Origin of the sequence: Cryobacterium algoricola, assembly GCF_004402485.1 — a bacterium.
Lineage (GTDB): Bacteria > Actinomycetota > Actinomycetes > Actinomycetales > Microbacteriaceae > Cryobacterium > Cryobacterium algoricola.
On record NZ_SOFG01000018.1, the window covers coordinates 127004 to 146378 of the forward strand.

The following is a 19375-nucleotide window of genomic DNA, read 5'->3' on the forward strand; positions in this document are numbered from 1 at the left end:
CACCAGAAGCACGCCCATCCGTTCGACACTCCCCGGGAGCACACCATGGCTTGGACCAGAGACGAGATGGCCGCGATCGCGGCCGGTGAACTGCACGACGGCGACTACGTCAACCTCGGCATCGGGATCCCGACGCTCGTCGCCAACAACCTGCCGGAGGGGGTTTCCGTCACGCTGCAGAGCGAGAACGGGCTGCTCGGCATGGGCCGGTTCCCCTGGGAGGGCGAGGAGGACGCCGACCTGATCAACGCGGGCAAGCAGACTGTGACGATGCTGCCCGGCGGGTCGATCTTCGACTCGGCGACCTCCTTCGGGATGATCCGGGGCGGCCACGTCAAGGTCGCCATCCTCGGCGCGATGCAGGTCTCCGGCAGCGGGGACCTCGCCAACTGGACGATCCCGGGCAAGATGATCAAGGGCATGGGCGGCGCGATGGACCTCGTCGCTGGCACCCCGCGGGTCGTCGTGCTCACCGAGCACATCGCGCGGGACGGCGGCGCGAAGATCGTCGCCGAGTGCAGCCTCCCGCTGACCGGGGTCGGCGTCGTGAACCGGATCATCTCCGACCTCGCCGTCTTCGACGTGACCGAGGCCGGCCTCGTGCTGCGCCGCCGCGCCCCCGGGGTCACCCTCGAGGCGCTCCGCGCGTGCACCGAGCCGGACTTCGCCGTCGCAGAGACGGAAACCGATACCGCAACCGATACCGCAACCGACCAGAAAGCAGTGCGACTGTGAGCCTTCAGGAACAATTCGGCACCGACGTCCTCCTCGCCGGCTGGGGGCACAGCCGCTTCGGCAAGCTCAGCGACGACACCCTCGAGACCCTGATCGTGCAGGTCGCCGCGGAGGCGATCGCGAACTCCGGTGTCGACGCCGCCGAGATCGACGAGATCTACCTCGGCCAGTTCAACTCCGGCCTCGTGCCGCTCGCCTTCGCGTCCTCGCTCGCGCTGCAGACCGACCCCGCGCTCGCCTACGTTCCGGCCACCCGGGTCGAGAACGCCTGCGCCTCCGGCTCTGCCGCGTTCCAGCAGGGCGTCAAGTCGCTGCTCGCCGGCACCGCGCGCACCGTGCTCGTGATCGGCGCGGAGAAGATGACGGATGCCTCGTCCGAGCTGGTCGGATCGGCCCTGCTGGGCGCCGACTACGACATGGCCGGCCGGCCGTCGACGACCGGCTTCGCGGGCCTGTTCGCCGTCGTCGCCGAGGCATACGCCGAGCGGTACGGCGACGTGGGCGACGTGCTCGGCTCCATCGCGGCCAAGAACCACCGCAACGGCGTCGACAACCCCTTCGCCCAGCTGCGCAAGGACCTCGGCGAGGACTTCTGCCGCACGGTCTCCGAGAAGAACCCGATCGTGGCCGGACCGCTCCGCCGCACCGACTGCTCGCCGGTCTCCGACGGTGCTGCCGCGATCGTGCTCACGACGGGCGGGAGTGCCGGGGCCTCCCGCCGGTCGGGCGCCGCGACAGATCCCGTGCGGCTCACCGGCTTCGGCCAGGCCAACGACTTCCTGCCCGCCGCCCGCCGCGACCCCACCGCGTTCGCGGCGACCCGGATCTCGTTCGAACGCGCTCTGCGGATGGCGGGCGTGGGCCTTGACGGGCTCGACTTCGCCGAGGTGCACGACTGCTTCACGATCGCCGAGCTGATCATGTACGAGGCGATGGGGCTCACCGCACCCGGCGAGGGACGCCGCGCGGTCGAGGAAGGCTGGGTGTACCGCGGCGGCAGGCTCCCGGTCAACATCTCCGGCGGACTCAAGGCCAAGGGCCACCCGGTCGGGGCGACCGGGGTATCGCAGCACGTCGTGTCCGCGATGCAGCTCACCGGAACCGCCGGCGACATGCAGCTCGCGGCCCCGCGCCGTGCTCTCGTGCAGAACATGGGCGGCGTCGGCGTCGCGAACTACGTGAGCGTGCTCGAGGCCGTCTGACGCATTGCCGCCGCGCCTCCGCCGGGCGCCGAGTGTCGCCGTTCGCGCCGAGGATCGCCGCTCTCTCGGCGACTCTCGGCGTCTTCGGTGCCACTCGGCGCAGGTCGCGCCGCGCGAGGCGTCGGGCGACGCCGAGTGTCGGGGGTGGCGGGTAGCCTCGGCCTCGAACGAGGGAGCGGGGCATGAACGGCACGGACAACCCGACGGCAGGCGGCGGCTCGATGGGCGGCGGCACGGCGACGGGCGGCACGTCGGTGCGGTTTCGCTGCGGGCACGGCGCCCCGGCAGCGGATGCCCGCATCACCCTCCAGCGGGACTGCCCGCTCTGCGTCCTGCTCCGCGAAACCCGGCGCACCCGGGCCCAGTTGATCGGCAAGGCCGCGGCGGGCGCGCGCGTCGCACTCGCGGAGGAGACCCGCATCGGTGCCGTCTACGAGTGGCTCTGCGAGCGTGGCCACTCCCGGTTCACCGCCACGGTGCGCGAGGCTCTCACCGGCCCCGGCTGCCCCAAATGCCTGGCCAACGCCGCGGCACCCGCGGCCCGGTTCGAGGGCGGGGTGCCGTTCATGAAGCCCGGCCTGCGGCTCGGCACCTCGGCGACCGAGCAGCGGCTGCGGGCGGCGCTCGGGGAGCGCATCCGGCTGCCGCACCGGGTGAACGCCGTGCGCATCAGCCGCACCTTCTACGGCAAGCCGGAGGTCTGGCCGGACATCATCATTCCGGCACTCCGGATCGCGATCGAATACGACGATCCGGGCCGCGACGGCACAGCGCACGTCGGCCTCAAGGAAGTCTCCGACCGCGAGAAGGACGCGGCACTGAACGAGGTCGGCTGGGAGGTGATCCGGGTGCGGGCCGGCGGCCTCGCCGAGCTCGGCCGCCACAGCGTGGTCTGCCGGTCGGTGACGACGGCGGTCGTCGACCGCATCCTGGATCTCCTCGTCGAGATCCGGGGCTCCGAGGCCGTCGCCCGCATTCTGATCGACACGGGCTGATCGACACGGGCTGATCGACACGGACTGATCGACACGGGTCAACGAGACAGGGTGCCGCCCCGCCGAAGCGGGACAGCACCCTGTCTGCAGTGAAACTGCGTAAAACTAATCGGGCGGAGACTACGCCTTGCGTGCCTTCTCGGCCGTCTCGTTGGACTTGGCGTGCTTGTCGGCACGCTTCTCCTTGAGAGACTTGCCGGCGACCTTCTTGGTCGCATCCTTCTTGGGTGATTTGTCAGCCATGTGCACTCCTTCGACCCGAGCCCCAGCGGCATCGTCTGCTTCGACCCTACGCGGAATCGCTGGGAACGGCATCCGCCCGGCCCTGCCCTTGTGCCAGCGCGCACCGGTCGTAGGCTGTGTGCGACCAGCCACCTGAGGGATTGAGGGAATATGAGCGAGAACGGCACTTACCGGGCGATCTTCTTCGGCGCCAACCCGATCGCCGCGGGAACCGAGCACGAACTGGAATACGTCAACGGCGCATATGCCCAGGAGGTCACCCTCGAAGTCGAGGAGGACGGCGAGGTCGTGCGGCGCGTCTTCAAGCTCGGGCACGTCACCGAGGAACCGATCTCGTACCGCTACGTCGAGGACATCCACGACGAGACCGGCGAGGCGGACGTCCCGAACTGACCCCGGGCCGCCGGACGGACGTCGAGACGTTCCGTTCCGGTCGAGAGTGACCCGCAGAACGGGCACTCTCGACCGGAACGGTGCACCGCGAGACTAGATGCGCTTGCCCGGGCTGCGACTGAGCCGCACCGGCAGTGCCATCAGCGGTCCGACGAAGCGGCGCTGCAGCCGGCGCGCGGGTCCCCAGACGAACTGCACGAGGTACTGCGCGAGGATCGCCCCCGCGGCGAGCGCGACCGCGACGGCCCCGGCGGTCAGCATGCTGAGCACGCCGTCGATGTTGCCGTCGGAGAGCTGCAGCAGTCCGCTGAACAGGGTCAGCCCCGGCACGAGCGGCACGAGCGCCGTCACGACGATCACGAGCGGGGGCGTGCGCACCACCCGCGAGGTCAGTGCGGCGGCGAGCCCGACGCCGACGGCTGCGGCCGCCGACGACCAGACCAGCCCGAAGCCCGCGCTCGTGCCGCCGAGGTAGAGCAGCTCGGCGAGCGCCCCGAGCAGGCAGACCACCCAGTACGCCCGCCACGGCACCTGCACCGCGAGCGCGAAGCCGACGACGATGACGACGGATGCCGCGAGGAGCGCGGCCACGTCGGCGAACGTCAACGCGACGTTGCCGTTCACCCTCAGCACCAGGCCGAAGCGGGCGAGGAGGAGCGACGCCCCCGCGACCCCGGTGACGAGGCCGCCGGTGATGAGGAGTGCCTCCATCATCCGGGCGGTCCCGGTGAGGTAGAAGCCGGACAGGGTGTCGTGCACCGCGCCGAAGGTCGTGACGCCCGCGAGCAGCATGATGATCGTCGCGATCACGACGAGGGACGGATTCGCGGAGGGATCCACGAGTGCGACGACCGCGGCCGTCATCGGCCCGATCGCCCCGCCGACGACGTTCTGGTAGAAGACCGGCACCTGCCGCCGGTCGAGCGCCGCCGTGATCAGGTCGATGAAGAAGGTCGCGATGAACGCGGCGATGAGCACGGTGAGCCCGCCGCCGATCAGCACGGCGGCGCCGGCGCCGACGAGGCTCCAGCCGAGCCTCCGCCAGAGTGCGGTGACCTGGGGCCGGGCGCTCACGATAGTGGCGAGGGCCTTGCGCGCGTCGGCGACGTCGATGGGGTTCTCGATGAGTTCGGCGATCAGTTCGCTCGTCGCAGTGAGCTTGCCGTAGTTGAGGGAGCGGTACTTGACGTTGCGGCTCCGGGTGATCGACTCGTGCGTGCCCGGGTCCTCGTGGGTGAGGGCGATGATCGTGTGCGTCACGTTCGCCTCGGTACCCTTGAGGCCGTAGGCGCGGGTGATGGCCTCCATCGCGGCCGTGGCGTCCTCGGCTCCGGCTCCGGCGGCGAAGATGACCTCGGCGAGGCGCATGGTCAGGTCGAGGACCGCGCGGGTGTAGCCCGCGTTGTCGAAGACCCCGATGCTGACGGTGGCGTCAGACATCCGTGCGACGGACCTTCGTGGGGTCCGTCGTGCAGCAGTGGGGGGTGGGGTGGGTCACCCCCCAAGCCTAGGCAGCCTTTCCGTTACGGCGGGACATCCGCACGATGAGGATCACGATCAGCGCGAGCACGCCGACGAGGGCGATCCACGGCAGCGCATAGCCGATGCCGACCAGTGCGGCGCCGAGCGCACCGACCAGGGCCGCCCAGCCGGCACCGATCGCGGTCCAGAAATCGCCGGGCGCTCCGGGTGCGACGGTTCCCGTTGAGTAGAGGGACAGGATGATCGTCGAGAAGTCGACCTGATCGGACAGGAAATTGCGCTGCGACTGCAGGCTTTCGAGGTCCGCCTGCCGCTGGGAGAGCGTGCCCTCGATCGCGATCAGGTCTGTCGTCGTCGTCGCCTGCTGCATCAGTGTGAGCAGCCGGTCCACGGAGGTCTTCAGGGCGGTGATCCGGGCATCGAGGTCCTGGGTCTGCTGGGTGATGTCGGAGGCATTGAGCGACACGAAATTGACGGTGCCGAGTTTCTTGAGGTCGGTGACCGTGCGGTCGAGGGCGCCGGCCGGGATGCGCAGGGTGAGGGTCGCACTCGCCTGCTGGTTCTCGGTCGCGGGATTCTCGGTGCGGCTGTCGATGCGCCCGCCCGCCTGTTCGGTGATCGTCACCGCGTCCTGCGTCGCCTTGATCGGGTCTTTCGCGGTGATCGACATCGACCCGGTCATGATCACGTCGCGCTGGCCGGTGGCGACCTCGCTCGTGCTGCCGGCGGCGGAACCCGAGGTCACGCTGCCTGCCGCATCGCCGGCTTGCGGGGCTCCGACGACCCCGGAATCCTTGGTCGTGCCGTCGCCCGTCACGGCGCCGGTTCCCGGGTTCGACACGGACGAGCCGGCATCGTTCGACGAACCGGAGGCGGAGCATCCGGCCAGCAGAAGCACGGCGGCGAGGAGCGCTGCAGCGGCGGGAAAACGTTTCATGGGGCAACTGTATGGCGCGCCCGGAGGCCACTGTCTGGACGCCGTCTGGGAGTCGAATCACAATCCCGTCTCGGTGCGGGCACAGTTGTTAGTGTCGAGGCATCGGCCGGGCAGCTCCGGCCGGGCTCCACGCGACACACGCTCCACGAGACACACCCTGAGACACACTCGACACCCAACGGAGGAAATATGGGATTCGCAGAGAACGCCAAGGACGCCCTCGACGCCACCGGGCAGAAGATCGGCCGGGCCTTCGAGGACACCAAGGACCGGATCGAAGACAAGGTCGACGAGATCAAGGCGGATGCCGAGGTCAAGCGCGCGGAGGCCGGCGTGAAGCACGCCGAGGCCGAGCGCGACGCGACGAAGGCCACCAATGAGTACAAGGAAAACCTGCGCGACGATACTTGAGTCATGGGATGGTGGGCTGCGTTGACGGAACGGGTCCGTCGACGCCGCCCGCCCCTGCTCCACATCGCCACGGATGAGGGCACCGGACCGGTCGTCATCCTCGTGCACGGCATCGCCAGTTCGTCCGTGACGTTCCGGGAACTGGTGCCGCTGCTCACCCCGCGGCACCGGGTGATCGCGGTCGACATCCTCGGCTTCGGCGAATCGCCGGCCCCCGAGGGCTGCGAGTACCGGCTCGAGGACCACGTCGAGGCGCTCGCCGCGACGATCCGCTCGCTCCGGCTGCGCGAGCCGTTCGTGCTCGTGGGCCATTCTCTCGGCAGCCTGATCGTGGCCAGGCTTGCTGCGTCGCCGGTGACCCGGTTCGATCGTCGCACCCGGATCTCCCGCGTCGTGCTCGTCGGACCGCCCGTGTACCTGTCGCCCACGGAGATCGGCGACCGCTGGGTGCGCGCCCGGGTCAGCGTCTACCTGCGCGCGTACGCCTTCCTGAGGGAGAACAAGGACTTCACCATCGGCAACGCCGCGATCATCTCGCGGCTGCTGCCGAAGGGCATCTTCGAGATCACCGAACGCAACTGGACTCCCTTCGTGAAGTCCCTCGAGCACTGCATCGAATCGCAGACGCTCGTGAGCGACATCGCGAGCCTGCGCGTGCCCGTCGACGTGGTCTACGGCAGCCTCGACGCGTTCATCCAGTCGGGCAGCCTGACCGTGATCGAGCGGATGCGCCACGTCACGATGCACCGCGTGGAGGCGAACGACCACCTGATCCGGCCGCGCCTGGCCCGGGAACTGCTCACGGTCATCGAGACCGCGACGGGGGCCGACGACCGACCGGCGGACCCGGACGGGCCGCGCGCGCCGGCATCCGCTGCCGCCCGCTGAATCCGCTGGACGCGGAGTGGCCGAGCGGATGATTAGGCTGGGGACATGGACACACGCACCCTGGGAAGAACCGACCGAACCGTCTCCGTGATCGGGCTCGGAACCTGGCAACTGGGAGCGGACTGGGGCGACGTCAGCGAGGCCGATGCGACCGCCGTGCTCGCGGCATCCGCCGACGCCGGGGTCACCTTCTTCGACACCGCCGACGTCTACGGCGACGGCCGCAGCGAACAGATCATCGGGCGCTACCTCGCCACGGCCGGCGCGGACGCCGGGATCACGGTCGCGACCAAGATGGGCCGCCGCGTCGACCAGCTCGCCGAGAACTATGTGCTCGCCAACTTCCGCGCCTGGACCGAACGCTCGCGCCGCAACCTCGGCGTCGACACCCTCGACCTCGTGCAGCTGCACTGCCCGCCGAGCGCGGTCGTCGAATCGGGCGAGGTCTACGACGCGCTCGACACCCTCGTCGCCGACGGCGCCATCGCGGCCTACGGATTCAGCGTCGAGACCTGCGACCAGGCCCTCGCCGCGATTGCCCGCCCGGGCACCGCGACCGTGCAGATCATCCTGAACGCGTTCCGGCTCAAGCCGCTCGACGCCGTGCTCCCCGCCGCCCGCGCCGCCGGGGTCGGCATCATCGCCCGCGTGCCACTCGCGAGCGGGCTGCTCACCGGCAAGTACACCCGCGCAACGACCTTCGCCGAGAACGACCACCGCAACTACAACCGCGACGGCAGCCACTTCGACGTCGGCGAGACCTTCTCGGGGGTCGACTACGAGACCGGCCTCGCCGCGGCCGCCGAGTTCGCCGCCCTCGTGCCGGCCGGGCTCACGCCCGCGCAGGCCGCACTCGCCTGGGTCGCCCAGCAGGACGGCGTGAGCGCCGTCATCCCCGGCGCCCGCTCGATCGCCCAGGCGCAGGGCAACGCGGCGGCCGGGACGGTTCCGCCGCTCAGCGCCGAGTTCCTCGCCGGCGTGCGCGACATCTACGACCGCCTCCTCCGCGCCCAGATCCACCCGCGCTGGTAGCCCCCGCCCCGCCCCGCGCCGTCCCCGGAAGCCGCGCCTGAAGATTCCGCGAGACTGCACTTTTGGCCCATAAACCGCGGGTTTAAGGGCCAAAAGCGCACTCTCGCGGATGCTGGTGGGCGCGCGGGGAGGGCGGCGCGGGCTTAGTCGTCGTCGGGGTCGCGGCCGGTGCGCTCGCCGGAGTCGAGGGCGGCGATCGCCGCCCGGTCCGTGTCGTCGAGGGCGAAGTCGAAGACGTCGAAGTTCTCCCGGATGCGCGACGGCGTCACCGACTTCGGGATCACGATGTCGCCGAGCTCGAGGTGCCAGCGGATCACGACCTGCGCGGCGGACTTACCGTAGCGGGCGCCGATCGCCTCGAGCGTCGGGTTGCCGATCGCCCGGCCACGGGCCAGGGGCGACCAGTCTTCGGTCAGGATGCCGTGGGCCGCGTCGTAGGCACGGACATCCGCTTGTTGCAGCCACGGGTGCAGCTCGACCTGGTTCACCACCGGAACCACGGAGGTCTCGGCGAGGAGCCGGTCGATGTGGTGCGGGTGGAAGTTGGACACCCCGATCGAGCGGGCTCGGCCGTCGGCCCGGATCGCGTCGAGGGCCCGCCAGGTGTCGACGTACCTGTCCTGGCTCGGGACGGGCCAGTGGATCAGGTACAGGTCGACGTAGTCGAGCCCGAGCTTCCCGAGGCTCTCGTCGAAGGCGCGCAGGGTGCTGTCGTAGCCGTGGTCGGCGTTCCACACCTTCGTCGTCACGAAGACGTCGCCGCGGGGGAGGCCGGCCCGGGCGATGCCCTGGCCGACGCCGACCTCGTTGGCGTAGAGCGCCGCTGTGTCGACGTGCCGGTAGCCGGACTCGAGCGCGACCTGCACCGCATCCGCCGCCGCGGCGTCTGCGATCTTGTACACCCCGAGACCGAGCTGCGGGATCGAGTGGCCGTCGTGGAACTGCAACACGGGTGAAAGGGTCATATCCCCATTAAACCCGCCCCGCAGCTTCCCAACCCGCTTTCGCGGAAGGGAGGGTCACGGCGGTGGGCCGGCTTCTCACGGGGTGAGAGGCGGGCTTTCGGGCCGGCGGCCGAGCACCGAGAGTATGAACCATCTCGTGCCGCTCTCAGGGCGCGGCGTGCCGGGCAACGCCGCCCGTCACGAAGACGCGGGATACAGGAGGTCACGGTGAAGGCTGTCCGGCTCCACTCCTATGGGGCGCACCCGACCCTCGACGATGTCCCCGAGCCCGAGATTCTCGGCCCGTGGGACGTGCTCGTCGACGTCGGCGCCGCCGGGCTCTGCCGCACCGACCTGCACATCATCGAAGGCCAGTGGGATCCGATCCAGCACCCGCACCTGCCCTATACCCTCGGCCACGAGAACGCCGGCTGGGTGCGCGCCTGCGGCTCAGCCGTGCACAACGTCGCGGTCGGGGATACGGTCATCATGCATCCGCTCACCAGCTGCGGGCTCTGCCCCGCCTGCCGGGAGGGACAGGACTCGCACTGCGAGAACGCCACCTTCCCCGGCATCAACGTCGACGGCGGCATGGCCGAGGTGCTCCGCACCAACGCGCGCGCCGTCGTGAAGCTCGACCCCGCGCTCCAGCCCCGCGACGTGGCCGCCCTGGCGGATGCCGGACTCACCGCCTACCACGCCGTGCGGAAGGCCGCCCCGGTTCTCTTCCCCGGCAGCCACGCGGTCGTGATCGGGTCCGGTGGCCTCGGGCACATCGGCGTGCAGAGCCTCGCGGCGATCACGAGTGCGGAAATCACCGTCGTCGACCGCTCCGAGGCGGCCCTCGAGCTCGCCGGTCAGATCGGCGCGCACCACACCGTGCTCGCGACGAGCGATGCGGACGTCGAGAAGGCCGTCGCCGAGATCACCGGAGGCGGGGCGCACATCGTCTTCGACTTCGTCGGCGAACGCGGTGCAGAATTGCTCGCGCCGAAGCTGCTCCGGAACCGCGGCTCGCACTACGTGATCGGTTACGGCGGCACGGTCAGCCTGCCGACGATCGAGATTATCTCGCGTGAGATCAACGTGATCGGCAACCTCGTCGGCACGTACACCGACCTCGTCGAACTGATGACCCTCACGTCCCAGGGCAAGGTCACCCTGCACACCGCCGTCTACCCGCTCGACGCCGCCAACGACGCGATCGCCGACCTCGAGAGCGGCCGCCTGGTCGGCCGCGGCATTCTCGTACCCGACCACGCCGCCTGACACGGCCGCGACCGGTTGCCCGGGCGGCATCCCCGGCCCGCCCCACCAGGCTCCCGTTCCACCCGTTCCAGCCCGTTCCAGCCCGTTCCACCCCGATCCATCCGAAGGAGACCAACAGTGACGTTCCTCGACACCTCGGAGGCCCCGAGCGGCTTCCTCGACTCCCCGCAGGCGCGGGCCCTGCTCGTGCGCGTCATCCGGGTGGCATTCCCGCACGCGCAACTGCCGGACACCGCATACGAGAAGACCGCGGCCGCCCTGATCGCCCTCGCCGAGAAGACGCCGCGGCACTTCCTTGCCCTGTCGTCCGGCCTCGCGAGCCTCGACACCCTTCCCGCGGGGGCATTCCTCGACCTCAACGCGACGGATGCCACGGCTCGCCTGCGCGCGATCGAGCAGACCGAATTCTTCGGCTTCATCCGCGCCAACACCGTGCTGACCCTGTACAACCTCCCGGAGGTCTGGGAGGCGCTCGGCTACGAGGGCGCGTCCTTCGACAAGGGCGGCTATCTCACCCGAGGCTTCAACGACCTCGATTGGCTCCCGGAGCCGCGGATCGAGGAATACACCGGCGAACTGAACTACGTCGAGATCGGCCCGCTCACCCGGCAGGTCGGCACGGGCACTGCGCCGGCGGCATCCGCTGCGACCAGGGACGAGGTGACGAAATGACCGCGATCGACCACGACGAGGAGGCCGTCGTCATCATCGGCTCTGGCGCGGGCGGAGGGACCCTCGCCTACGAGCTCACCGCTCGCGGGATCAAGGTCGTCGTCCTCGAGGCGGGCCCGCACATCACGAATGCGGAATACGTCAACGACGAGTGGGCCGCGTTCTCCCAGATGGCCTGGCTCGACCCCCGCACGACGAGCGGCTCCTGGCGGATCGCCCGTGACTTCCCGAACCTGCCGGCCTGGATCGTCAAGGCCGTCGGCGGCAGCACCACGCACTGGTCGGGCGCGACTCCGCGGTTCCTCGCCCACGAGTTCGAGGCCCGGAGCACCTACGGGGCGATCGACGGCGCGAACCTGCTCGACTGGCCGCTCACCCTCGCCGAGCTCGCCCCGTACTACGACCGCGCCGAGATCGCGATGGGCTCCACGCACCGGCACGGCCGCGCGGCCCTGCCGGCCAACAACAACTACAAGGTGTTCGCCAACGGCGCCGCGCGGGTCGGCTACAACTTCTACGCGACCGGTCCGTACGCGACGAACGCCGAACCGTACGACGGGCGCCCGGCATCCGTTCAGGACGGCTTCAACTTCCAGGGCGACAAGTCCGGCGCGAAGTGGAGCACCCTCGTGCGCGAGATCCCCCGTGCGGAGGCGACCGGTCACCTCGACCTGCGCCCGCTCAGCCAGGCCGTGCAGATCAGCCACGACCGCACCGGGCGCGCCGACGCCGTGCTCTACCTCGATGCCGCCGGCGGCATGCACCGGCAGCGCGCACGGATCGTGTGCGTCGCCGGGAATTCGATTGAGACGCCGAGGCTGCTGCTGCTCAGCGCGAGTTCCCTGTTCCCCGACGGGCTCGCCAACTCCTCCGGCCAGGTCGGCCGCAACTACATGCGGCACACGACCGGTTCGGTCTACGCCCAGTTCCCCGACCCGGTGCACTCCTACCGCGGCGAGACGATGGCCGGGATAATCGCGGACGAGGCGCGCCACGACGAACGGCGCGGCTTCGCCGGGGGCTACTACCTCGAAACCCTGTCGCTCGGTCCGGCGTTCCTCGCGGCCTTCGCTAACCCGGGGGCGTGGGGGCGCGACTTCACGGCGATCCTCGACGGATACGCGCACACCGCGGGGCTCTGGATCGTCGGAGAGGACATGCCGCAGGAGACCAACCGGATCACGCTGAACGGGTCGGTCACGGATGCCGCCGGCCTGCCGGTCGCCAACGTGAACTTCGACGACCACCCGAACGACGTCGCCATGCGCGAGCACGGCTACCGCCAGGCCGAGCTGCTCTACGACGCGGTCGGGTCGATTTCGGCGCACCGCACCCCGCCATACCCGTCCACGCACAACCTCGGCACGAGCCGGATGAGCGCACGGCCGGAGGACGGCGTGGTGAACAAGTTCGGTCGTGCCCACGATGTGCCGAACCTGTTCGTGAGCGACGGTTCGGTGTTCACGACGGGAGCCGCGGCGAACCCCACCCTCACGATCGTGGCCCTCGCCATCCGGCAGGCCGATCACATCGCCGAACAGCTCGCCAACGGAACCCTGTGACCGTCCGTCCGTCCGCCGATCCGTCCGTCCGTCCGTTGCCTGACACCGTTCCAGAGAAGGAGAGCGTGAACCCATGACCCACGACCAGATGATGCGAACGCCGTACGACCAGATCGGCGAGGTGCCGACCTTCACGCTGGAGTCCACCGACGTGAAGAACGGCGAGGAACTCGCACCGCCCCAGCGCAGCGGGATCTTCGGCGCCGGCGGCAGCGATACCTCGCCCGAACTGCACTGGAGCGGGTTCCCGGCCGGAACCAGGAGTTTCGCGGTGACGATGTACGACCCGCTCGCCCCGACGGCGAGCGGATTCTGGCACTGGGCCGTCGCCGACATCCCCGTGACGACGACGAGCCTGCCGACCGGGGCGGGCGAGGAGAACAGCAGCACCCTGCCGCCCGGTGCCTGGCAGCTCACCAACGACGCGAGCCTCCGGCGCTACCTCGGCGCGGCCCCGCCGGCCGGCCACGGGCGGCACAACTACTACATCGCCGTGCACGCCCTCGACGTCGACACGATCGGCATCCCCGAGACGTCGACGCCCGCGTTCCTCACCTTCAACCTCGGTGGGCACACCCTCGCCCGCGCCGTGATCACCCCCTGGTGGGAGGCCCGCTAGACCGCCCCGCACCCCGGTTCGGGCGAGCGGATGCTCAGCGCCGCGACTGCTCAGCGCCGGACGCTGCCGGAGCGGAAGTAGCGCGAGAGTCCGGCTGCGGTCTCGCGCAGCATCCGCTCGAGGTCGCGTTCGCGGCTCGCGATGGTGTCGGCCCGGGCCGAGATCGCGACGGAGCCGACGAGCAGGCCGGCCGAGTTGCGCACGCCGACCGCGGCGCAGGTCATGCCCGGCACGAACTCCTCGTGTTCCCAGGCGACCTGGGACCGGGAGATCGTCTCGAGCTGGCGCTCGAGCTCTCCGCGGTCGGTGATCGTCGCGGGGGTCAGGCGGGGCAGCCCGTGCGCCTCGAGGTACTGGTCGCGCTGCTCGCCGCTCATGCCGGTGAGCATGATCTTGCCGAAGGCGGTCGCGTGGGCGGCCTCGTGGAACCCGAAACTCAACGGGGTGAGGCGCGGGGCGGCCGGGGAGTCCACGATGTAGGTGACGACGACATCCGCCCCGCGGTAGGCGGCGAAGTATGCGGCCGCTCTGGCGTGCCGGTGCAGGCGGGCGATCTCGGTGCGTACCTCCGCGGGCACCCCGATCTGCCGGTGCAGGGAGACGCCGAGCCGGTGCAGCTTGTACCCGAGTTCGAACTTGCGTTCCCGACGGATGTGCACGAGGTAGTCGCTCTGCACGAGCGTCTGCATCAGCCGGTACACGGTCGGCAGCGGGTAGCCGAGGCTCGCCGAGACCTCCTTCGCCGTGGCCCCGCCGCGCTCGGCGACGATTTCGAGGATCGCGAGCGTCTTCTGGATCGAGGCGACCCCGCTCAGGGCCGGCGGCGCCGGCAGCGCCGTGACGTTGGCGGCCAGTGGCGGCTGGGCGAGTGTCCGGGGCGACGGCGGCTGGGACAGGGGAAGAGCATCCGTGGTCTTCATGCGGCCATTGTCAGCCGGGCCCGGCCCCGGCACAATCGCCGGGCGCCTGAGAAGATCCCGGGTGCGGCGGGTGCGCCGGCTTCTCACATCGTGACAGGCCCCCTGACCGGGCGGCACCGGCGAATTTAGGCTGGCGGCATCCGCATCGTTCGAAGAAGGAGATCGTCATGGCCGCCTCCAGCGCCATTCGTACCATCATCAGCCCCGGCCGCTACGTGCAGGGGAAGGGGGCGCTGTCCCGGCTCGGCGAGTTCCTCGCGCCGCTCGGGAAGACGCCGCTCCTCGTCTCCGACGACGTGGTCTGGGGGATCCTCGGGCAACGCGCGACGGACTCGCTGCGCGCCGCCCAGCTCCCGGTCACCCGGGAACGTTTCGGCGGCATCCCCACGGCCGCCGAGGTCACCCGCCTCGTCGGCGTGATCGAGAGGACCGGCGCAGACGTCATCGTCGCCCTCGGCGGCGGCAGCGCCATGGACGCCGTCAAGGCGGCCGGGTTCCTGGCCGGCATCCGCTGGGTTACCGTTCCCTCCGTTGCCTCGACGGATGCGCCCACCTCGGCCCTCTCGGTGATCTACACCGCCGACGGCGCGTTCGAGGAATACCGCTTCTTCCCGAAGAACCCGGACCTCGTGCTGATGGACACCCAGCTCGTGGCGGATGCCCCGGCCGCGTTCCTGGCGGCGGGCGTCGGCGATGCCCTCGCGACCTGGCTCGAGGCCCGTGCGACGCGGCAGGCGCACGCGAACACGATGGCGGGCGGCCTGCCGACGCTCGCGGGCACCGCGCTCGCCGAACTGTCGTGGGGTGTGATCTGGGACAACGCGCTCCCCGCCCTCGATGCCGTGCGCGACCACCAGGTCACCCCGGCCGTCGAGAAGCTCGTCGAGGCGAACACGCTGCTGTCGGGGCTCGGGTTCGAGTCCGGCGGGCTCGCCGCGGCGCACGCGATCCACAACGGCCTCACCGCGGCGCACCAGACCCACGGCCTCGCCCACGGGCAGAAGGTCAACATCGGCTCGGTCACGCAGCTCGTGCTCGAGGGGGCCCCGACCCAGGAGATCCGCGACTTCATCGAGTTCACGACCCGGGTCGGGCTGCCGAACACCCTGACCGAAGTCGGTCTCAGCGTCGACGACGAGGACGACCTGCGCCGCGTCGCCGAGGCGGCGACGGTGCCGGGGGAGACGATCCACAACATGCCGTTCGACATCACCCCCGACGAACTCGTCAGCGCGCTGAAGTCGATCGAGCGGTTCTCCCGCACGGTGCGGAGCGAGGCGCACCTGCCTGCGCCCGTGCAGTACGTCGCCCACCAGGTCGACACGCACTAGCCGCAGCTCTCGGCGGTCGTGGTGCACCACGCTGCGCCGCAGTTCGGTTCGCGCGCTCAATGCGCCGCTTCGCGCCAGGCACGCGTGGCGCGAAGCGGCGCAGGTGGCGCGTGCACGTCGGCCGCGCACCCTCGTGATGGCTCTCGCGAGGGTCCTGGCGCGGTAGGGCCGGTGTAGAGGGAGGGGCTAGGAGACCTGGATCTGGATGGGGGCGGTGTCGGGGATCGGGCCGGCGTCGCGGCCGCGCAGGTCCGGGTGCCAGCGGCGGCCCAGCGCGGGGATCAGAGTGCCGAGCGCCGCGAAACCGGCGGCGACGAGGATCGCAGCCCCGGCGCCGTTGTGGTCGATCATGAAGCCGGCCGTCGCCGACCCGAGCGCCGCGCCCATCAGCTGGCCGGTGCCGACCCAGCCGTAGGCCTCGGCGGTGTCGCTGAACTTGACGCTCGCCGACACGATCCCGAAGAGCACGGCGAAGGCCGGCGCGATGCCGAGGCCCGCGAGGAACAGGGTTGCGGCGAGCCACCAGAAGCCGAGGCCGAGGGTCGCGAGGGAGAGACCGATCGTGACAATCAGCATCCGCCCGGCAAGGGCCCACGGGCCGATCTGCGCGTGCCCGAGCGCGAGGCCGCCGACGAGGGAACCGATCGCGAAGATGCCGAGCACCCAGCCGGAGTCCGAACTGCCGTGGCCGAACGCCGCGACGACGCCGGCCTCGACGGCCGAGCAGGCGGCAACGAGCATGAAGCCGACGACGGTGCTGAGGAGCACGGGCGGGCGCCTGAGCACGGCGCCGAGCTTGCGGCGGCTGCGCGGGATCCGCACCCGGCCGACCTCGGGCAGCACGACGAACCAGATGCCGCCGCCGACCAGGAAGACCGCGGCGAGGAGGATGCCCGCGACCGAGCTGACCTGGATCGCGACGAACGTGGCGATCACCGGTCCGAGTACCCAGATGATCTCCTGGGCGGATGCGTCGAGCGAGAACAGGGGGGAGAGCTGGCGGGAGTTGACGATCTTCGGGTAAATCGTGCGCACGGCCGGCTGGATCGGCGGCGTCGTCAGCCCCGCGACGAGGCCGATCACCATCAGGCCCCAGATCGGCAGGATCAGCAGCGCCATCACGACGATGGAGCTCGCGCAGATCGCGATCGTGGCGATGATGACCGGGCGCATACCCCAGCGACCCATCAACCGGCTCGTGAGGGGACCCGCGATCGCCTGGCCGATGCTCATCGCGCCGAGCACGAGGCCGGCGGAACCGTAGGAGGCGTAGACGTGCTCGATGTGGATCAGGAACGCGAGCGAGAGCATCCCGAACGGGAAGCGGGCGGTCAGCTGCGCAGCGATCAGACGGGCAACCCCGGGCGTCTTCAGTAGGGTCCAGTAGCTGCTCACTCGTTCGAGTCTACGGGCGCGGCGTGGTGCGGGTCGAGTCGGGAGCCCGCCACGCAATCCGTCGCCACCCCGCGCCGAATTACGTCGCGTGCGCGCCGGTTCTCGCAACGAACGTGTACGGGACGCAATTCCGTGCCGGGAGCGGCGCCGGGTGCCGAACCGGGTGCTCGTTCGCTGCGGCGGGGCGTGAGCGGATGCGGGTCCCTGCGTCGCGCACACCCGATAGCGTGGTTTCGTGAACACTTTGATTTCAGCCGAGGACCTGGCCCGCCTGCTCGAGACGCGTGAGGACATCCGCGTGCTCGACGTCCGCTGGGCGCTCCTCGGGCCGAGCGGCCGCGACGAATACGCCGCCGGGCACCTGCCGGGCGCGGTCTACGTCGACCTCGAGACCGAGCTCGCCCGGCCCGGCGCCCCGGAAGACGGCCGGCACCCCCTGCCCGCGATCGAGGACCTGCAGGCGGCCGCGCGCCGCTGGGGAATCCACGACGACGACACCGTCGTGGTCTACGACGACCTGAGCCTGATGTCGGCGGCACGGGCGTGGTGGCTGCTGCGGCACGCCGGGCACCGGAACGTGCTCCTCCTCGACGGTGCGCTCGCCGAATGGCGCAAGGCCGGGCTGCCGCTCGTCACCGGGGAGCAGCCGGACCCGCCGATCGGCACCGCGCACCTGAGCTACGGTTCGCTCGGCACGATCGACGCGGACACCGCCGCCGCCATCGCGCACACCGGCATCCTCCTCGACGCGCGAGCCGGCGCTCGGTACCGGGGCGAGACCGAGCCGGTCGACCCGCGCGCCGGTCACATCCCCGGCGCCGTGAGCGCCCCGACGACGGACACCCTCGCCGACGACGGCCGCTTCCTGCCCGCCGACCAGCTCCGCGCGCAGTTCGAGTCCCTCGGCGTGCGGCCGATGCGCCCGATCGGGGTCTACTGCGGATCGGGCGTCACCGCCGCCCACGAGATCGCAGCGCTCACGATCGCCGGGTTCGTCCCCTACCTGTATCCCGGGTCCTGGTCGCAGTGGTCCAACCTCCCGGACCGTCCCGTGGAAACCGGGGACAGTGCGCGCGGCGGGTTCGGCGGTTTCACCGGGGCCAGCGTCGGGCTGTAGCCGTCGGCGTCGGCCGCTCGCGGCATCCGCTCTGAGCATCCCTCGCCCCCGGTGCGCTCCCATGGAACTCACACGGCACGCGCGGCCCCGGGATGTCATACTTAGGTAATGCTTACCTTACCCAGCGCCGAGGTGACCGACGACACCGTGCTTCCCGACGCACGCCCCGGCTACCGGCCGTACCGGGCGACGGTCGCGGGCATCCGGCGCCTGAGTCCGCACTTCGTGCGGGTGACCTTCACCGGCCCCGAGTTCGAGCACTTCGGCACGGCCGGACTCGATCAGCGGATCAAGCTCGTCCTGCCGATCCCCGGCGTCGGCCTCGCCGATTTCGGTGCGGACGAGCAGCATGACCACCCTGCCTCGACCGGCACCGGCTGGTATGACCGCTGGCGTGCCCTCCCCGAGGCGGAGCGCAACCCGTTCCGCAGTTACACCGTGCGCAGCGTGCGCCCGCACCTCCGCGAACTCGACGTCGACTTCGTCTCCCACGGTCCGGCGGATGCCGCCGGTTCCGGCTCCGGGGCCGGCCCCGCCTCCCGCTGGCTCGCCGCGGCCCAGGTCGGCGAGCACGTCGTCATCGTCGGGCCGGACTCCCGCAGCCGCGACGCCGGCCTCGGCCTCGACTGGCGCCCCGGCGACGCGACCTACCTGCTCCTGGCCGGCGACGAGACCGCGGTCCCCGCGATCTGCGGCATCCTCGATGCGCTGCAGCCCGGGCGCACGGCACACGCGTTCCTCGAGGTGCCGGATGCCGCGGACCAGCTCGACGTGCGGGTCCCCGACGGGTGCTCGGTCACCTGGCTTCCGCGCGGCGGCGCACCGCACGGCGAATGCCTCGACGCCGCGGTGCGCACCTGGGTCGCCGGCCACCGGGGACCCGAGGTCCCGACCGGCGCGGGCGTGAACGCGGACGAACTCGAGATCGATGTCGACCGTGAAACCCTATGGGACACTCCGGACACGCCCCCGGGCACCGGCTTCTACGCCTGGCTCGCCGGCGAGGCCGGCGCGATCAAGCGCCTCCGCCGCTTCCTCGTGAGCGAGACCGGCGTCGACCGCCGGCGCGTCTCCTTCATGGGCTACTGGCGCCTCGGCAAGGCCGAGCCCCAGTGAGCCGGCTGGCGCATCCGTCGGAGCGCCCGGCCCGGCACCTCCCGGCCCAGCACCTTCCGGCCGCGAACGAATTCGACGGAGATTCTGCCCAGAAAACACCTGAGAGCGCTGT

Annotated in this window: 20 protein-coding genes; 14 read left to right on the forward strand and 6 right to left on the reverse strand. The window is 70.7% G+C overall.

What is annotated here, in order from left to right; genetic code table 11:
* Positions 1–45 precede the first annotated feature (45 nt).
* From E3O44_RS14235 to E3O44_RS14245, 3 genes are all read left to right on the forward strand, one after another.
* The gene (locus E3O44_RS14235; protein WP_134535437.1) at positions 46–735 is read left to right on the forward strand and encodes a CoA transferase subunit B; all 690 of its coding nucleotides are present in this window, start codon (positions 46–48) and stop codon (positions 733–735) included.
* Positions 732–1937, forward strand: coding sequence for an acetyl-CoA acetyltransferase (locus tag E3O44_RS14240; protein ID WP_134535438.1), 1206 nt, complete (start codon positions 732–734; stop codon positions 1935–1937). The genes E3O44_RS14235 and E3O44_RS14240 overlap by 4 nt, the downstream gene beginning before the upstream one ends.
* A 182-nt stretch (positions 1938–2119) precedes the next feature.
* Positions 2120–2932: a hypothetical protein gene (locus E3O44_RS14245; RefSeq protein WP_134535439.1), complete on the forward strand. Its 813-nt coding sequence runs from the start codon at positions 2120–2122 to the stop codon at positions 2930–2932.
* Between the two features lie 120 nt (positions 2933–3052).
* On the opposite strand, the gene E3O44_RS19805 is transcribed toward E3O44_RS14245, so the two are convergent.
* Positions 3053–3175, reverse strand: coding sequence for a hypothetical protein (locus E3O44_RS19805; protein ID WP_255453709.1), 123 nt, complete (start codon positions 3173–3175; stop codon positions 3053–3055).
* Positions 3176–3325: 150 nt separating this feature from the next.
* Here E3O44_RS19805 and E3O44_RS14250 point away from each other — a divergent pair, with 150 nt between their 5' ends.
* Positions 3326–3568: a hypothetical protein gene (locus E3O44_RS14250; RefSeq protein WP_134535440.1), complete on the forward strand. Its 243-nt coding sequence runs from the start codon at positions 3326–3328 to the stop codon at positions 3566–3568.
* 93 nt (positions 3569–3661) lie between these two features.
* On the opposite strand, the gene E3O44_RS14255 is transcribed toward E3O44_RS14250, so the two are convergent.
* Both E3O44_RS14255 and E3O44_RS14260 read right to left on the reverse strand, forming a co-directional pair.
* Complete coding sequence (locus tag E3O44_RS14255; RefSeq protein ID WP_134535441.1) at positions 3662–5008, reverse strand: threonine/serine exporter family protein; 1347 nt, start codon at positions 5006–5008, stop codon at positions 3662–3664.
* 67 nt (positions 5009–5075) lie between these two features.
* A complete protein-coding gene (locus tag E3O44_RS14260; protein WP_134535442.1) occupies positions 5076–5987 on the reverse strand; it encodes a DUF4349 domain-containing protein in 912 nt (303 codons plus the stop codon).
* A 189-nt stretch (positions 5988–6176) separates the two neighbouring features.
* On the opposite strand from E3O44_RS14260, the gene E3O44_RS14265 reads away from it, so the two are divergent.
* Genes E3O44_RS14265 through E3O44_RS14275 form a run of 3 tightly spaced genes read left to right on the forward strand, consistent with a single transcriptional unit; the run spans position 6177 to position 8318 of the window.
* The gene (locus tag E3O44_RS14265) at positions 6177–6398 is read left to right on the forward strand and encodes a hypothetical protein (protein ID WP_134535443.1); all 222 of its coding nucleotides are present in this window, start codon (positions 6177–6179) and stop codon (positions 6396–6398) included.
* Between the two features lie 3 nt (positions 6399–6401).
* Positions 6402–7286: an alpha/beta fold hydrolase gene (locus E3O44_RS14270; RefSeq protein ID WP_134535444.1), complete on the forward strand. Its 885-nt coding sequence runs from the start codon at positions 6402–6404 to the stop codon at positions 7284–7286.
* A gap of 45 nt (positions 7287–7331) precedes the next feature.
* On the forward strand, positions 7332–8318 hold the full coding sequence (locus E3O44_RS14275; protein ID WP_134535445.1) for an aldo/keto reductase: 987 nt from the start codon (positions 7332–7334) through the stop codon (positions 8316–8318).
* Positions 8319–8461: 143 nt separating this feature from the next.
* On the opposite strand, the gene E3O44_RS14280 is transcribed toward E3O44_RS14275, so the two are convergent.
* Positions 8462–9283: an aldo/keto reductase gene (locus tag E3O44_RS14280; protein ID WP_134535446.1), complete on the reverse strand. Its 822-nt coding sequence runs from the start codon at positions 9281–9283 to the stop codon at positions 8462–8464.
* 207 nt (positions 9284–9490) lie between these two features.
* Between E3O44_RS14280 and E3O44_RS14285 the strand changes: the two genes are divergently transcribed.
* From E3O44_RS14285 to E3O44_RS14300, 4 genes are all read left to right on the forward strand, one after another.
* Entirely contained in the window at positions 9491–10531 is a 1041-nt protein-coding gene (locus E3O44_RS14285; RefSeq protein WP_134535447.1) for an NAD(P)-dependent alcohol dehydrogenase, read from the forward strand.
* A gap of 117 nt (positions 10532–10648) precedes the next feature.
* Positions 10649–11203 carry a hypothetical protein gene (locus tag E3O44_RS14290; RefSeq protein ID WP_174775084.1) on the forward strand — a complete coding sequence of 185 codons (555 nt, stop codon included), beginning with the start codon at positions 10649–10651 and terminating at the stop codon, positions 11201–11203.
* Positions 11200–12765 (forward strand): GMC family oxidoreductase, encoded by a 1566-nt coding sequence (locus E3O44_RS14295; protein ID WP_134535448.1) that lies wholly within the window; start codon positions 11200–11202, stop codon positions 12763–12765. Before E3O44_RS14290 ends, E3O44_RS14295 begins: the two co-directional genes overlap by 4 nt.
* Before the next feature lie 73 nt (positions 12766–12838).
* Positions 12839–13384 carry a YbhB/YbcL family Raf kinase inhibitor-like protein gene (locus E3O44_RS14300; protein ID WP_241976342.1) on the forward strand — a complete coding sequence of 182 codons (546 nt, stop codon included), beginning with the start codon at positions 12839–12841 and terminating at the stop codon, positions 13382–13384.
* 50 nt (positions 13385–13434) lie between these two features.
* On the opposite strand, the gene E3O44_RS14305 is transcribed toward E3O44_RS14300, so the two are convergent.
* Positions 13435–14304 carry an IclR family transcriptional regulator gene (locus E3O44_RS14305; RefSeq protein WP_134535449.1) on the reverse strand — a complete coding sequence of 290 codons (870 nt, stop codon included), beginning with the start codon at positions 14302–14304 and terminating at the stop codon, positions 13435–13437.
* 167 nt (positions 14305–14471) lie between these two features.
* Between E3O44_RS14305 and E3O44_RS14310 the strand changes: the two genes are divergently transcribed.
* The gene (locus E3O44_RS14310; RefSeq protein WP_134535450.1) at positions 14472–15635 is read left to right on the forward strand and encodes a glycerol dehydrogenase; all 1164 of its coding nucleotides are present in this window, start codon (positions 14472–14474) and stop codon (positions 15633–15635) included.
* Positions 15636–15821: 186 nt separating this feature from the next.
* Here the strand turns inward: E3O44_RS14310 and E3O44_RS14315 are convergent, their stop codons facing one another.
* Positions 15822–17030, reverse strand: a complete 1209-nt coding sequence (locus E3O44_RS14315) for an MFS transporter (protein WP_134535451.1) — start codon at positions 17028–17030, stop codon at positions 15822–15824.
* Between the two features lie 235 nt (positions 17031–17265).
* On the opposite strand from E3O44_RS14315, the gene E3O44_RS14320 reads away from it, so the two are divergent.
* Both E3O44_RS14320 and E3O44_RS14325 read left to right on the forward strand, forming a co-directional pair.
* Positions 17266–18147: a sulfurtransferase gene (locus tag E3O44_RS14320; protein WP_134535452.1), complete on the forward strand. Its 882-nt coding sequence runs from the start codon at positions 17266–17268 to the stop codon at positions 18145–18147.
* A 108-nt stretch (positions 18148–18255) separates the two neighbouring features.
* Entirely contained in the window at positions 18256–19263 is a 1008-nt protein-coding gene (locus tag E3O44_RS14325; RefSeq protein WP_134535453.1) for a siderophore-interacting protein, read from the forward strand.
* The last annotated feature ends 112 nt before the right edge of the window (positions 19264–19375 follow it).

Excerpts from the sequence above, each read along its gene's own strand:
- E3O44_RS14235 (WP_134535437.1), top strand. The coding sequence starts at position 46 with ATGGCTTGGACCAGAGACGAGATGGCCGCGATCGCGGCCGGTGAACTG.
- E3O44_RS14245 (WP_134535439.1), top strand. The coding sequence starts at position 2,120 with ATGAACGGCACGGACAACCCGACGGCAGGCGGCGGCTCGATGGGCGGC.
- E3O44_RS19805 (WP_255453709.1), bottom strand. The coding sequence starts at position 3,175 with ATGGCTGACAAATCACCCAAGAAGGATGCGACCAAGAAGGTCGCCGGC.
- E3O44_RS14250 (WP_134535440.1), top strand. The coding sequence starts at position 3,326 with ATGAGCGAGAACGGCACTTACCGGGCGATCTTCTTCGGCGCCAACCCG.
- E3O44_RS14255 (WP_134535441.1), bottom strand. The coding sequence starts at position 5,008 with ATGTCTGACGCCACCGTCAGCATCGGGGTCTTCGACAACGCGGGCTAC.
- E3O44_RS14260 (WP_134535442.1), bottom strand. The coding sequence starts at position 5,987 with ATGAAACGTTTTCCCGCCGCTGCAGCGCTCCTCGCCGCCGTGCTTCTG.
- E3O44_RS14265 (WP_134535443.1), top strand. The coding sequence starts at position 6,177 with ATGGGATTCGCAGAGAACGCCAAGGACGCCCTCGACGCCACCGGGCAG.
- E3O44_RS14270 (WP_134535444.1), top strand. The coding sequence starts at position 6,402 with ATGGGATGGTGGGCTGCGTTGACGGAACGGGTCCGTCGACGCCGCCCG.
- E3O44_RS14275 (WP_134535445.1), top strand. The coding sequence starts at position 7,332 with ATGGACACACGCACCCTGGGAAGAACCGACCGAACCGTCTCCGTGATC.
- E3O44_RS14280 (WP_134535446.1), bottom strand. The coding sequence starts at position 9,283 with ATGACCCTTTCACCCGTGTTGCAGTTCCACGACGGCCACTCGATCCCG.
- E3O44_RS14295 (WP_134535448.1), top strand. The coding sequence starts at position 11,200 with ATGACCGCGATCGACCACGACGAGGAGGCCGTCGTCATCATCGGCTCT.
- E3O44_RS14300 (WP_241976342.1), top strand. The coding sequence starts at position 12,839 with ATGACCCACGACCAGATGATGCGAACGCCGTACGACCAGATCGGCGAG.
- E3O44_RS14305 (WP_134535449.1), bottom strand. The coding sequence starts at position 14,304 with ATGAAGACCACGGATGCTCTTCCCCTGTCCCAGCCGCCGTCGCCCCGG.
- E3O44_RS14310 (WP_134535450.1), top strand. The coding sequence starts at position 14,472 with ATGGCCGCCTCCAGCGCCATTCGTACCATCATCAGCCCCGGCCGCTAC.
- E3O44_RS14325 (WP_134535453.1), top strand. The coding sequence starts at position 18,256 with ATGCTTACCTTACCCAGCGCCGAGGTGACCGACGACACCGTGCTTCCC.